The sequence below is a fragment of the Nocardiopsis endophytica genome, from assembly GCF_027706725.1.
GTDB classification, from domain to species: Bacteria; Actinomycetota; Actinomycetes; order Streptosporangiales; family Streptosporangiaceae; genus Nocardiopsis_A; species Nocardiopsis_A endophytica.
Genome location: NZ_JAQFWQ010000158.1, coordinates 1 through 13,875, shown reverse-complemented (window position 1 = coordinate 13,875; position 13,875 = coordinate 1). Strand labels below are relative to the sequence as shown.

Annotated in this window: 9 protein-coding genes; 1 reads left to right on the top strand and 8 read right to left on the bottom strand. The window is 73.7% G+C overall.

Features of this window, described 5'->3' with window-relative positions; translation table 11 throughout:
* Positions 1-241: 241 nt before the first annotated feature.
* Positions 242-370, bottom strand: coding sequence for a SapB/AmfS family lanthipeptide (locus tag O4J56_RS30365; protein WP_017621962.1), 129 nt, complete (start codon positions 368-370; stop codon positions 242-244).
* Between the two features lie 69 nt (positions 371-439).
* Positions 440-3,127 (bottom strand): class III lanthionine synthetase LanKC, encoded by a 2,688-nt coding sequence (gene lanKC, locus O4J56_RS30360; protein ID WP_270690563.1) that lies wholly within the window; start codon positions 3,125-3,127, stop codon positions 440-442.
* Positions 3,128-3,605: 478 nt separating this feature from the next.
* Between lanKC and O4J56_RS30355 the strand changes: the two genes are divergently transcribed.
* Positions 3,606-3,851, top strand: coding sequence for a hypothetical protein (locus tag O4J56_RS30355; RefSeq protein ID WP_270690561.1), 246 nt, complete (start codon positions 3,606-3,608; stop codon positions 3,849-3,851).
* A gap of 86 nt (positions 3,852-3,937) precedes the next feature.
* Here the strand turns inward: O4J56_RS30355 and O4J56_RS30350 are convergent, their stop codons facing one another.
* From O4J56_RS30350 to O4J56_RS30325, 6 genes are all read right to left on the bottom strand, one after another.
* A complete protein-coding gene (locus O4J56_RS30350; protein ID WP_270690559.1) occupies positions 3,938-5,914 on the bottom strand; it encodes a glycoside hydrolase family 127 protein in 1,977 nt (658 codons plus the stop codon).
* A 61-nt stretch (positions 5,915-5,975) separates the two neighbouring features.
* Complete coding sequence (locus O4J56_RS30345) at positions 5,976-6,821, bottom strand: carbohydrate ABC transporter permease (protein WP_270690557.1); 846 nt, start codon at positions 6,819-6,821, stop codon at positions 5,976-5,978.
* Entirely contained in the window at positions 6,818-7,816 is a 999-nt protein-coding gene (locus O4J56_RS30340; RefSeq protein WP_270690556.1) for a carbohydrate ABC transporter permease, read from the bottom strand. The genes O4J56_RS30345 and O4J56_RS30340 overlap by 4 nt, the downstream gene beginning before the upstream one ends.
* Positions 7,817-7,819: 3 nt before the next feature.
* Entirely contained in the window at positions 7,820-9,142 is a 1,323-nt protein-coding gene (locus O4J56_RS30335; RefSeq protein WP_270690555.1) for a sugar ABC transporter substrate-binding protein, read from the bottom strand.
* A 124-nt stretch (positions 9,143-9,266) separates the two neighbouring features.
* A complete protein-coding gene (locus O4J56_RS30330) occupies positions 9,267-10,295 on the bottom strand; it encodes a LacI family DNA-binding transcriptional regulator (RefSeq protein WP_270690554.1) in 1,029 nt (342 codons plus the stop codon).
* 106 nt (positions 10,296-10,401) lie between these two features.
* Entirely contained in the window at positions 10,402-13,203 is a 2,802-nt protein-coding gene (locus tag O4J56_RS30325; RefSeq protein ID WP_270690553.1) for a carbohydrate-binding protein, read from the bottom strand.
* Positions 13,204-13,875 lie beyond the last annotated feature (672 nt).

The window sequence follows — 13,875 nt, the reverse complement described above, 5'->3', positions numbered from 1 at the left end:
AGCGTCGTTTCTCCCGAGATCAACGCCGAGCACACCCGCCCATCCGCGCGCCTTCTCGCGGTGTCCGTTTCAATTCCGGGGTCCCCAATGACGGGCCAGTTGAAGGGGAACTCCGGACAGGATCTGAAACCGCTCCGGTGGAGGTCCGGAGACCGCCCATGGGCGCCCGACAGGCGGCCGTGCGCGGCTGCCTGTCGGCGGCCGCGCACGGCGGCGGGCCCTATGCGGCCCGCGGGTGTGCTCAGTGGCAGGTGGTCAGGCTGAGGCTGCTGTCACCGCAGAGCAGCAGGCTGGCCTCGCTGCCGCCACCGCCTCCGGTGAGGGCCTCGTCCGCGGCGGGCTCCAGGGTCTGAAGGTCGAGCAGGCTCATGGCACGGTCCTTTCGTCGGTCCCCGCGCGTCGGGCGCGGTGAACGGTGATGGGTCGGGGGATTCGCTTCCTATTCGGTTGTCCCGGCCGGGCCCGCCGCCTCCCTCCGCCGGAGCGGAGGGAGGAACGGCAGCCCGGTGGGCTTGTCGCCGCGCGCGGCGGCAAGTGCGAGGAGGCAGCCCGCGGTCCCCGTCGCGAGGTCCATGGACAGCCGCATCATCTGCTCGCCGGGGAAGGCGAGGTGGCCCCGGTAGCGCATGGAGTGCAAGGACAGGCCGTCGATCTGGCGAGCCAGGGCGCGCTCCCGTTCCCGCACCGCGTCCGAGTCCGGGGCCGGGTCTGCGGGCGCGGTCGTGCGGCTCAGGTACAGCACCATCCCCGCCTGCCCGCGCAGCAGCCCGGGCTGGGCGTAGAACCGGCTCTGCGCGGCCCGGACGATCTGCGGACGGACCCGTTCGAGCGCCTCGTCCCGGCGGTGCTGCAGGTAGTCGTCGACCACCATGCCGATGCCGATACTCCCCTCGCCCAGGTAGGGGAGGGTCCGCCACCCCTCGTCGACCTGGAGGGCGCCGGAGACGCCGGTCACGCAGCGGTCCAGGTCGGCCTGGAGCGCGTGCCGGGCCGAGTCGAGCAGCGCGGTGTCGCCCGTCCGCTCGTAGAGCCTGACGCCCAGGAGCGCCGGGCCGGAGCCGCCGTGCAGCAGCCCGGCGCGGCGCCGGTCGCCGGGCGCCGACAGGACCCGCTGCGCGGACAGCTCCGCGCAGCGCAGCGCCGCCGCGCGCAGGTCCGCCTCGCCGGTGTCGGCGGCCAGGGAGTCGAAGACGAGGCCGAGGCCCGCCGTCCCTCCGTGCAGGCCGGGTCCCGCCGCCTCCCACGGTTCGGCCAGGACCCGGTCGGCCAGCTCCAGCGCGGGCGCGCGGTGCCCCAGCCGGGCGAGCGTCCAGGCCAGGCCCGCCAGCCCGTCGAAGAACCCCAGTGGCGACCCGGCGCCGGGCTCCTTGGCGCGCCGCAGCAGCCACTCCATTGCGCCGGAGTCCGTCCCGGCGCCGCTCTCGGCGAGGGCGTACAGCACCCCCGCCGCGCCGTGGCCGAAGGACAGGCCCCCGCACGCGGTGGCGAACTGGGCGATGTCGCCGGGGAAGAGGCGGTCGTCGCGGTCGGGCGTGGCCGAGGCGAGGACGGCGGCGGCCATCGAGTCCCGGCTGCGCGGCCAGTCGCCCGGAGCGACCGGCGGGAAGGGGGCGCCTTGCCCGCCGGCCCCGGGGGTGTCCGCCCCGCCCGCCGACCCGACCGCCGCCTCCCCTGCGGTCACCGGGCGCCCGGCGCTCCCGCCGTCCGCGTCGCGCAGGATCTCCGCCGCCCCGCGCTCCAGGAACTCCCGGGCGTGGGGGAACGCCCGCGCCGCCTCCTCGGCCAGGTGCGCCGCCTTGGCCCGGTCGACCGCGAACAGGCTGGTCAGCGGGAAGAAGAGGGAGATGCGCAGGCACGCGAGCGCATAGCGGTCCACGTCGAAGCCGCGCCGGTCGGCGGGGGCGACGAACCCCGGGTTGGCGACGGTCTGGCGCGCCCGGTCCCCGGCCGCCCGCGCGGCCTCGAAGTCCAGCAGGACGACCGCGGACTCGTCCTCGGACACCATGACGTTGAACAGGTGCAGGTCGTTGAAGACGATTCCGCGCCCGTGCACCGCCGCGACGGCCTCCTCGACCCGCCCGTGCAGCCGCATGGCCCACTCGGCGTAGTCGGCCAGCCGCTCCGGGGCGGGATCGGCCCCGATCAGCGGGTGCCGTCTGGAGAGGAAGGTGTTGAGCGGCCTGCCCTCGATGTACTCCAGCACCAGGAAGCGGTGCCCGCCCACCTCGTGCGCGCCCCTGACGCCGGGGACGCAGTCCAGCCCGGCCAGCTGCTCCAGCGCGGCGCATTCCCTCTCCAGGCGCTCGACGGCGTCCGCGCCGTCGGCGGAGAGGCCGGCGTGCGGCCGGGCCTCCTTGAGGACCACCGGCTCCCCGGTCGTTCGGTCCTGTCCCGCGTAGACCCCGCCGCCGTTGGAGAAGTGCAGGGCGCGTTCGACCGTGCAGGGGAGCCCGGTGACGGTGTCGGCGGTGCGGGCCTCGAGGTGGGGGCGGAGGAACGCGGGCGCCTCGACCCATTCGGGCAGGCGGAAGGCGGGGCCGCGGCGGTCGGGCACCAGGGCGCCGTCCGGGCGCTCCAGCGCGGGGACCGCCTCCCCGTGCTCGTCGTAGCAGTACCGGCGGGTGAAGGAGCCGTAGCGCAGGTGCACCGGGCCGGCGCCCCAGCGCAGGTCGCTGAGGATGTAGGGGCCGGGTTCGCCGCCGACGAGGCCGTCCAGGGCGGCCGCCGCGGCGCCGGCCTCCTGCTCGTCGGCGGGGTAGACGGTGATGAACTTCCCGCTGGAGCCGCGGTCGGCGTACTTGGCGTTGCGGTTGTGCAGAAGGCGGGGCGTGGGCACGAACTTGAAGGCGAGCCCCTGCTCGACGCAGTGGTCCCACACCCGCGCCAGCACCGGTTCGGCGTTGTCCAGGCGGGCGGACACGTGGATCTTCCACCCCTGTTCGGGAAGCCGGTGCGCGATCGGGCGCAGGGCGAGCCAGTCCCCCTCCCGGTGGCTCCGCCATCCGGAGGGGACGGGCCGCTCCGCCGCCTCGAAGGCGGGGCCGCCCGCTTCCGCGGCACCCCGCCTGTGGGGGGTGTCGTAGAAATGGCGGTCGACGTCGCAGAATACGCCGTACCCCTTGATCACGGGGGACTCCTCGGGGGCGGGGGACGTTGGCGTGGACAAAGCTGACACGGGTGGATCGGCCGTGTCGACAGCGTTCCGGGGCCCATTTTTTTCAGGAATGCCGCCGAGGTGCGGACTTCGCCAGGTGGCAGGGTTTTCTGGTCGAATGTGAGGGTTATTTCACAGGTCGCCGCGGAGTGACCTCGAACTTACGGGAGGGGGAGGTGGGCGGCACTCCTAACAGAAAGACGCAAGGGTTGTCCGACACGTCCGTAATGGCGCGACATGTGCGGTTCACGTATTCCGTGCACGTGCGTTCGTATCGGGAAATCCGGCCCCTTACCGGAGGGTAAAGGGTCGGCCCCGCCGAAACCGGGCACGGCAGGAGGCGGTCGGCGTCCGCAGGTGTGTGGCTCCGTGTCCAAGGGGGTGACGGCGGCGATAATCGTGCAGGTGGGGCCGGTGCACGCCGGTCCCGGAGCCGTGATCAGGGGGACCGATGGCGATTCGCCGAATCCTTGCCGCCGTACTCGTAGCCGCCGCCGCTCTGGCCGCCGCGCCGGGAACGGCGGCGGCATCCGACGGGCCGGTTACCGTGACCTGCTCGCGGATGGCCGACTTCTTCATTCCGATGAAGGAATGCCTGGACGTATGCGCGGAAAAGCAGGACGCACCGGCCGTCAAGGTCACCGAATGCGTCAATGTGGACGGTGATGCCTTCGCCTGCGAATGCGATGCCCTGTAGGCGGGTGCACGGCCGTCCGCCCCCCTCCCGTTGATCTCGGGGAAAACGCCCCTACCGGGCCGGTTTTAGCGTCGTTTCTCCCGAGATCAACGCGGAAGGGGGGCGGGGAGCGCGGGCAGCCAAACACGCATCGCGGTCGGGCCCCGTTCGGCCCATTGGTGGTACGGGGTGAGGACGGCCTCCGCCGGTTCGCCGGCCCCGTCGTCGTCCGTGCCCGAGGACCGGCCGTACGGCAGCGTGCCCTCTGGGCCTCCCGGCCCCCGCAGGATGCGCGCCCGCACGTGCACCCGGCCGCCGTCCCCGTCCACCGGGGCGGCCGACGTGTCGACCACCAGCCGGTCCAGGTCCGCCCCCTCGGGCAGGTCGATGGACTCCGCGCAGTACACCAGCGGACCGCGCTCCACCGCCGCGCACCCGCGCACCGCGTCGATCCGCGGGTCCGGCCGGGTGAACCGCGGCCCCATCGGCAGCCGCAGCCGCACCACCTCCCCACGGGCGAACTCGCGCTCCACCACCGCCGCCCCCGGCCCCACCCTGCGCCGCCGTCCCCCCTCCTCCAGCACCGCCCCTTCGGCCCACGCCGGGACCCGCAGCCGCAGCACCGCCGTCCCCTCCGGAGGCTCGGCCACCCGCACCGTCACCTCCCCGTCGGCGGGGTAGGCGGTCTCCACCTCGACCCCGAACACGCGCCCGTCGCCCAGCTCCGCGTGGATCCGCGCGCTCGCGTACTGGAGCACCGACAGCTCCCGCCGCCCCGCCGCGGCCGCGTAGGTGTGCCAGACGGCGAGCGTGCGCGCGAGGTTCGTCGGGCAGCACGACACGTCGAACCACGGCGCCCGCACCCCCGTCTCGGCCCTCGGGCTCACCTCGCCGCCGTCGCCCGCCGTCCCGGCCGCCCGCTGGTGCAGCGGGTTGGCGTAGAAGAACGCCCGCCCGTCGGCCGACGGCGCCGCCGCCACCACGTTGTACAGCGTGCGCTCCATCAGGTCGGCGTAGCGCATGTCCCCGGTCGCCAGGAACAGCCGCCACGACACCATCACCGACGCGACCCCGGCGCAGCTCTCGCAGTAGGCGCGGTCGGCGGGCAGCTCCCAGTCCTCGCCGAACCCCTCGTCCTGGTGGCGCGACCCCATGCCGCCGGTGAGGTGGGTGCGGCGCTCGACCGTATGCGACCACTGCCGCTCGACCGCCTCACGCAGCCCCTCGTCGCCCTGCTCGGCCGCCACGTCCGCGGCGGCCGCCGCCAGGTACAGGGCGCGCACGGCGTGGCCCCGCCACACCTGCGCATCCCGGACGGGCACGTCGTCCTGGAAGTAGGACGATCCCGACGGCACCCGGTCGCCGCGCAGCGTCCCCCGGCCGCGCCGGTCCAGGAACAGCCGGGCCTGCGCGATGTAGCGCTCCTCGCCCAGCGTCCGGCCCAGCTCCACCAGGCCCAGTTCGATCTCCGGGTGCCCGCCGACGCCCGGCCCGGCCTCTGCTCCGCGCTCCGGCCCGAACTCGGCGCACACCTGGTCGGCGGCCCGCCGGGCGATCCCGGTGAGCGGGTCGGGGCCGACCGTGCGCAGCCGGGCCACCGCCGCCTGCAGCAGATGGCCGGTGCAGTACAGCTCGTGCCCGGTCTCCAGGTCGCTGTAGCGGGGCGGCCTCCCCGGGTGCCCGAAGCAGGTGTTGAGGTAGCCGTCGGCGTCCTGCGCCGGGGCGATGCGCTCGGTCAGGCGGCGCACCGCCCGGTCCGCCGCCGGGTCGCCGGAGCGCCCGTACTCCCAGGCCGCGGCCTCCAGCAGCTTGTACACCTCGGAGTCGGAGAAGGACCACCCGGGGCGCTCCGGCCCGGTGGTGCCGGTGGCGGCCCGGTCGAAGTTGGCCAGCCACCCCAGGCGCTCCATCCACGCCTCGCAGTGGCCGAGGGTCGCGGCGGCGTTGGTGCGCTGCATCGCCTTCCAGAACCCGGGCCCGAGCGCGATCTCGCCCTGGCCCAGCGGGCGGTGGAGGCTCCGGGACGGGACGACCGGGCGCCCGCCCCGCGGGTCGGCCGGCGCGGTCGGCTCGTGGACGGTCACACGTGCTCCTCACGGAAGGGGACGGAAAAGGCGCGACGGGCGGGAGGCGGGACCGGCGGCCTCACTTGACCGCCCCCGCCGTCACCCCGCCGGCCACGTACCGCTGGGCCGCGACCAGCAGCACCCCGGCGGGCACCGAGGCCACGACGGCGGTGGCCATGATGGCGTTCCACTGCGTGGTGTTGTTGCCGATGTAGTCGTAGATGCCGAGGGTGATCGGGACCAGGTCGCCGTTGCGGGCGAGCGTGGAGGCGAAGATGAAGTCCGACCACGCCCACAGGAAGGCGAACAGCGACACGGTGATGACCGCGTTGCGGCTCACCGGCAGCACGATCGACACGAACGTGCGCCCCACCCCGGCGCCGTCCACCTTCGCCGCTTGCAGGACCTCCTCCGGGAGCGTGGACATGAACGCGGTGAAGAGCATGACACCGAAGGGCACGGCGATCGTCGAGTCGGCGACCACCAGCCCCCACACGGTGTTCAGCCAGCCCAGGCGCACGTAGGCGGCGTACAGCCCCATCGCCATGACGACCCCGGGGATCATCTGCGCCACCAGGAGCAGGAAGCCGATCACCCCCGCCCCCGGCGTGCGCAGGCGCGCCAGCGCGTACCCGGCCGGGGCGGCCACGGCCAGCGTCAGCGCCACGCACCCCAGCCCGATGAGCAGGCTGGCCGCCAGGTTGGGGAGCTGGTCCCCGAGCACCGCGGCGTACCCGTCGAGCGTGGGCTCCTTCGGGTACCAGTGCGGGGGCGAGGCCCGCAGGTCCGCCGTCTCGGTCAGGGACACGTTGAGCATCCAGTAGGCGGGGAAGAGCATGGCCGCGGTGAACACCAGGCCCAGCGCGGTCTTGGACCAGGGGCGCCACCGGAGTCCGGAGCGCCGCCGCGAGGAGAGCCGGGTCATGGACGGGCCTCCCGCCGCCGCAGGTACACGTACACCAGCCCGGCGGCCAGGGCCATGAGGATGAGCAGGTCGCCCACGGCAGCCGCCTCGGACAGGTCCGGCCGACCCGTGCCGAACGCGGCCCGGTAGGACCAGATCGCCAGGGTGGTCGAGGAGTCCCCGGGCCCACCCCGCGTCATGATCCAGATGACGTCGACCACCTTGAGCGTGTAGACGAGCCCGAGCAGCAGGGTGACCGCCGAGACCGGCCGCAGCTGCGGCAGCGTGATGTGCACGAACCGCTGCCAGGGGCCCGCCCCGTCCAGCTGCGCCGCCTCGTACAGCTCCCCGGGGATGTTCTGCAGCCCGGAGTAGAGGATCACCAGGTTGAACGGGATGCCCAGCCAGATGTTGGCGACGACCACCGAGACCAGCGCCCACCCGGGCGAGGTGAGCCAGTCGACCGGGCCCAGCCCGAAGGCGCCCAGCACCGCGTTGACGATGCCGTTCTCGCTGTTGAGCATCCACGCCCAGGTCGAGGCCGACACGATCATCGGCAGCAGCCACGGGGTCAGGAACAGCGCCCGCAGCACCGGGGACAGCGGGAAGCTCCCCCGGAAGAACACCGCCAGCGCCAGCCCCGCGCCGTACTGCACCGCGATGGACACCAGCGTGAACACGGCCGTGTTGGCCACCGCCGGGAGGAAGGCGTCGGAGGTGAGGACCTCGCGCAGGATCGCGGTGCCCACGAACTCCGGGTCGCCCTGGATGAACGCCCGCGGCGTGTAGTCGTGCAGGCTGAGGTCGATGTTCCGGTACAGCGGATAGGCGTAGAAGGCCGCCAGGTAGACGATGAGCGGGGCCGCGAACGCGGCGGCGGCCCACCGGCGCGGGCCCGGCGACCCGCGCCCCGCCCCCGCCCGGGTGCGCCCCGGACGGGAGGGAGGGCGCGGCGCCGACCGGCTGGACGCGGGCTCCGCGCGCCGCTCGGAGGAGCGCTGCGTCGGTGGCGCCATCGCTCAGCCGCCGTCCGCTTCGCCCGAGGCCTCACTCTGCGCCTCGTCCTGCGCGTCCCGCAGCGCCTGCTCGGCGTCGGCGGTGCCGCTCAGCGCACCCTGCACCGCGCCCCACAGCGCCTCGGAGATGGGCGGGTACCCGGTCCCGAGCCCGTCGCCGGTGCGGCCGCGCGCGTTGCGCACCGCCTCCACCCACGGCTCCAGGTCCGGGTCCTCCTCAAGCAGCGCCTCCTGTCCGGCCTGCGTGGGCGGGATGTAATAGGCGAAGGTCGTGGCCGTCTCCACCAGCCCCTCCGGGGTGGTCATGCACTCCACGATCCGGGTCGTGACCCCGTAGCGCTCCGGGTCGGACTGCACCGGAGCCGTGATGAACTCGCCGCCGGTGGGGGTGGGGGCGGCCCCGCCGTCCCGGCCCGGCAGTGGGACGACCCCCACCGGGAAGTCGGCCCCCTCCGCGCTGTCCACCTGCCAGGTCCCGTTCTCGGCGAAGGCGAACCCGCCGGTCAGGAACTCCTCCCAGACGGTGTTCTGGGAGTTGTCGATGACCGACGCGGGCGCGTACCCCTCGTCCAGCCACCCCTGCCACAGCTCCAAGGCCTCCACCGCCTCGGGGGAGTCCAGGTCGCGCAGGTCGGCCCCGGCGCCCCAGAACCACGGCAGGAACTGGAACGACCCCTCCTCGGTGCCGATCCCGGCGAAGGTGATCCCGCCGTGCCCCTCCCCGGTGACCTTCTCCAAGGCGCCGGTCAGGGACTCCCAGTCGGTGATCGACTCCGGGTCCACCCCGGCGTCTTCGAGGATGTCGGCGTTGTAGTACAGCGCCAGCGTGTTCGCGCCGATCGGCACGCCGTAGGCCTCGCCCTCCACCACCCCGGCGGCCAGCAGGTTCTCGTCGATCTCGGAGGTGTCCAGGCCGAACTCGCCCATGGTGGTGAGCATCCCGGCGTCGGCCAGCGTGGACACGGCCGGGTTGTCCAGCAGGACCACGTCGGGCGGGGTGCCCTCCTGGGCGGCCAGCAGCGCCTGGTTGGTCAGCGCGGTGGTGTCGTAGGCGGTGCGCTCGATGGTCACGCCCGCCTCGGTGCCGCACTCCTGGACCCGCCGCTCCCAGTCGGAGTCGTCGGCGTGCTGGGGATAGGGGTCCCACCAGGTGTAGACGTCGTCGTCGGCGCCGCCACCGGAGGGGGAGCAGGCGGTGCCCGCGGCGGCGACGGCCAGGGCGGCGCTGGCGGCGCACAGCGCGCGCACGGCGCGGGGACGCGTCCCCTGGGGGAGCACCGACGCACGGGCACGCGCGGACCGGTCGGACAGGGGCGGACGGAACATCGGGACCTCCTTGGTGCGCCGCTCGCGGCGGGGGAGGGGCAGGGATCGGTACCGGAAGGGGAGGGGCGCGACGGCGCCGGGGTCGGGGTCGGTGCCGGGGCGGCGTCGGCGCCCGGCTGCCGGATCAGCGGCCGCGCGGGCCCGGGGGCGCCGTGCTCCCGCGGTCGACCAGCTCGGGGGAGATGAACCGCACCACGTGCGGCTTCTCCCGCCCCTCAGGGGACTCGATCCGGCGCACCAGGTGGCGCACCGCCATGTTCCCCAGCCGGTCGGGGGCGCTCTCGATGGACGAGTAGGGCAGGGAGAACGTGCGCGCGAACTCGTCGGAGTACCGGCCGATCACGGACAGGTCCTCCGGCACGGACAGGCCGCGCGCGTGCAGCACCGAGGGGAGGGCCGCCGCGGCCGCCTCGTTGTTCAGCAGCAGGCCGGTCGCGGACGGGTGGTCGTCGAGCAGGCGGTGCAGCGTGGCGCCGATCGCGGGCTGGCCGGACTCCCCGGAGACCGCGTGCAGCCGGACGCCGCGCAGCCGGGCCTGCTCCAGCGCGGCGTCGCGCAGCCGCCACATGTAGGCGCCGCCGCGCTCGGCGACGTGCTCGGGCTGGGAGACGAGGATCAGCTCGCGGTGCCCCAGCCGGTGCATGCGCTCCACCATCACGCGCCCGGCCTCCTCGAAGTCGAGGTCGAACACGTCCAGGCCGGAGCAGTCGCCGGGCAGGCCCACCAGCGCACCGGGCTGGTGGGCCTCCCGCAGCGCGGGCAGCCGGACGTCGTCGTGGGCCACGTTCAGCAGCACGACGCCGTCGACCATCCTGGAGCCGGTGATGCGGCGCAGCGCCCGCACCCCGTCGGCCTCGGTGACGAGCAGGGTGTCGTACCCCAGCTCGCGCGCGGTGTCGGAGACACCGAGGATGTACTGCATCATCGCCGGGGCGAACTCGTCCTCCAGGAAACGCGCGAGCAGCCCGATCACCATCGTCTGCGAGGTCGCCAGGGCCCGGGCTCCGGCGTTGGGCGTGTAGCCCAGCCGGTGCACGGCCTCCTCCACCCGCCGGCGCACCTCCTCGGAGACGGCCCTCTTTCCGGACAGCGCGTACGAGGCGGTGCTGCGGGAGACTCCGGCGGCTGCGGCCACGTCACCGATGGTGGGCAACGGCTTCTCCTCAGGGTGTCGTCGGGGTTCTCATCGGGTTCCCGTCGGGTTCTCGCCGGTCGGGGACGCCGGGCGGCGGCGGATCGGGCCGCCGCCCGGCGGGGCGTCAGGACCGGTCCAGGCGCCCGCTCGTGTACTCGGAGACCGTGACGGCGTCGATCACCGGCGCGTACGGGGACCGCAGCAGGTAGTCCGGCCAGGTGTCCGACGCGTAGGTCTCACCGTCGAAGTTGGGCTGCTCCTCGGAGGAGAAGGCGATGGTGTTCGCCCCCTCCTCCAGCTCCATCGGCACGGTCAGCTCCCAGAAGTTGTTCTCGTGGAAGGACGGCGGGAACAGCACCGGCCGCTCCTCGCCCCCGTTGACCGACACGTCGGCGCGCCGCGCCATCGGGTTGGGGTTGTAGTGGGACGCGGGCGACGTCGCCGGGTTGGCGTAGCGGACCCGCACCGCGAAGGTGCCCGCGTGCGGCGCCTCCACGTCGAAGGTCAGCGTGTTGCCGTTGCCGGGGTCGCCGCCGATGCCGTCGACCGCCGCCCCGCCGTCGGCCAGGGACAGCTCGGCGGTGTGCGCCTCGCCGGCCGCCTGGGCGTCCTCGGCCTGGTAGGTCGAGGCCGCCAGCTCCTCGCCGCCGGGCGTGACGCCGATGCGGTCGATCAGCGGGGCGCCCTCGGCCCCGGTCACGGTGACCTTGTTGATCCCGCCGGACAGCGCCACCGCCGCCGAGGACGGGGAGTCGCCGGTGCGCAGCGCCGGGACGCCGTTGACCTCGACGTCGGCGGCGCCCCCGCCGAGCGTGTGCACGTCCAGGAGCGATTCGGCGTCGCGCTCCGAGTGCACCCAGAACGTCACCGACTCACCGGAGCGGACCCGCACCGCGCCCGACCCGGACGCCTCCCCGGCGTCGCCGCCGTACACCGGCGCGGCGCCGTCCAGCCCGGCCGTCTCGGCCTCGTAGACGGACGTGGCCGCCTCGGGGTCCGGCAGCTCCAGGGTGATGCGGTCGATGATCGCGTCGCCCTGCGTCGTGCCCGAGCCGTCGAGGCTCTGCGCGGCGAGGCTGATGGTGTGCTCGCCCTTCTCCAGCTCCACGGTGGTGCGGGTGCGGTCCCAGACCACCCACTTGTAGCCGAGCGGGAGGAAGAGCTCCTGTTCGGCCCCGCCGTCGACGCGCATGAACACGTTGGTCGGGCCCTGGTCGGCGACCAGGTCGTCGAGGTAGCGGGAGTTGGCGAACACGCTCAGGTCGTAGGTGCCGTCCTCGGGCACGTCGACCGTGAAGTCCAGGACGCCGTCGGACCCCGTGCGCAGGCCCCCGACGTTGTACCCGCCGGAGGTGTAGAACTTCGACACGTCGTCCGGCGACCCCTCCGGGCCGTTGAGGCTGTACCCGCCGCCGGTGTACTCGGCGTCCTCGGCCTCGAACGACCCCTCCCACAGGTTGGGCGAGGGCTGCCGGGACCCGTCGCCCCCGGCCGGGGTCAGCACGACCTCGTAGGCGGACGACTCCTTCAGGCCGGGCAGCGACTCGCCGAAGTCGAAGGCGACGGTGCCGTCCTCGACCTCCAGCGCCTCCTCGGACAGCAGTCGGGGCGGGCCGGAGTCGCCGAGCTGGCCGGTCCAGGGGATCTCCCGCACCCAGGCGTGCACGGCGCCGCCGAAGACGTCCGCGGACACGCCGGTGAACTCCACCCGCGCGGCCCCGTCGGAGCCGCCGAACAGGGCGGTGGCGCGGGACCGGTCCGGGTCGAGGGAGGCGACGCCCTGGAGGGTGTAGTTCTCACCGGGGTGGGGCGGGGCGACCTCGACGGTGTGACCGGTCATGCGGCTGTAGGAGTTGAACAGCCACCACTGGCCGTTGCCGCGGTTGGCCTCCACGGCCGAGTCGGACAGGTTGCCGTTCATGTTCCAGAAGGCCATCATCGCGTCGACCTTCGACTCCTCGATGGCCGACACCCACTGGACCATCTGGCCGGGCACCGAGGTGTGGTAGTTGAAGGCGTACTCGTTGAGGTTGACGGGGAGCCGCGTGCCCTCGTGGCCGGTCCCGGCGAAGACCCCCTCCTCCCACTGCCGGTAGCGGGCGACCGTCTCGCGGATGTTCTGCGGGTGGGTCAGCTCGTGCCAGGTGATGATGTCGGGGACCGTGCCGGCCTCGACGGTGTGCTCCATGAAGCCCTTGACCTGGTCGTAGAGGATGCTGGTGTTGGGGCCCGCCACGCGCAGGCCGGGCACCTTCTCCTTGGCCATCTCATAGGCCCGGTCCCAGGCGTCGAAGTAGTCGGTGGGGTCGTCGAGCCAGCTCGTCCCGTCGTAGCTCCACTCGCCGGTGCCGAACATGTTGCCCTCGGGCTCGTTGAACGGCTCGAAGACGATGCGCTCCCGGTACTCGGGGTCGAGCTGGGCGATCTGGTCGAGCTGGGTCCCCATGACCTCCATGTAGCCGTCGAGGCGTTCGTCGGGGGTATCGCCCGGCCACTGGTAGGGGAAGCCGCGGTAGTAGTCGGTGGCGCGGATGTAGATGTCGCCGCCGGTGGCGTCGGCGAGGGGGCCGACGACCTCCAGGGCGTCGGAGCCGGGGTGCTGCGCCCCGTCCTGGCCCTTGCTGGACACGGTGCGCACGCCCATGCCCTCGATGATGTTGGCGGTGGGCACGCCGGGCCCGTACAGGCCGTACAGCGATCCGGAGGCGCCGCCGTGGAAGGCGCCGGTGTCGGTGGACAGGTCGATGGTGAGCCGTTCGTCGGCCACGGAGGCCTCCGCGGTCTCGGTGCTCTCGGTGGTCGGCGAGGGGGCCGCGGCCGCGGGGGCGGCGGAGAGGGACAGGGGAGCGGCGAGGACCCCGGCGAGGAGGGCCGAGGCCGCGCGCTTGTGGACGGGGTCGGGGATGCGGGTCCGTGCTCGATGCATGGGGTGCGTCTCCTGGCTCGTCGCCCACACGGGACCACCCGCGCGGGCAGGGGGGTCGGCGGCCGGAGTTGGCGGGGATCGGTGTCGGGGGCGTCGGTTCCGTGGGGGAGGGGAGTGTCGAACCGGTTCGACAGCCGCGTCGCTGCACCGGATGCGGATTCCGGGAGAGTCGGAGGTGGCTGACCTGCGTCGTGCATGCGATTGTTAGCGTTCACAAGACGGGACGCAACCCCCCATCAGCCACTTTTTTGACCCCGGGGAGAGCGGACGCACGTCACGCCCAAGACCTCGCCTCCAAGCCCCGAGGTCAGGAGAGCTAACCGGTTCGACACCATCGCCCACCCGGCGACGGCAGAGCAGGTACCCCGCTCACGGCCTCCGGCCGGGCGGTGGACCGTCGGGGTGTGGGGTGGAGGGCGGCGACGAAGAAGGTCCGCGCCCCTCCCGCAGCGCTGTCGGCCGTGCGGCGTGTGCGTGGTTGCTGCGGGTGGCGGCGACGGGGTGAGCGGGGCGGCTCCCCGGCCCTGCTTGCCGTCCGGCGGGTCCCTCTCGTACCGGGTGGGCGTGTGGCCACCCGCGCTCGTGGCAGCCGCCGCCCCGGTGCGCCCCTCCTGTCGATGATCTCGACAATGGTGCTGTCAAAACCGCCGGAATGACAGCACTCCTGTCGAG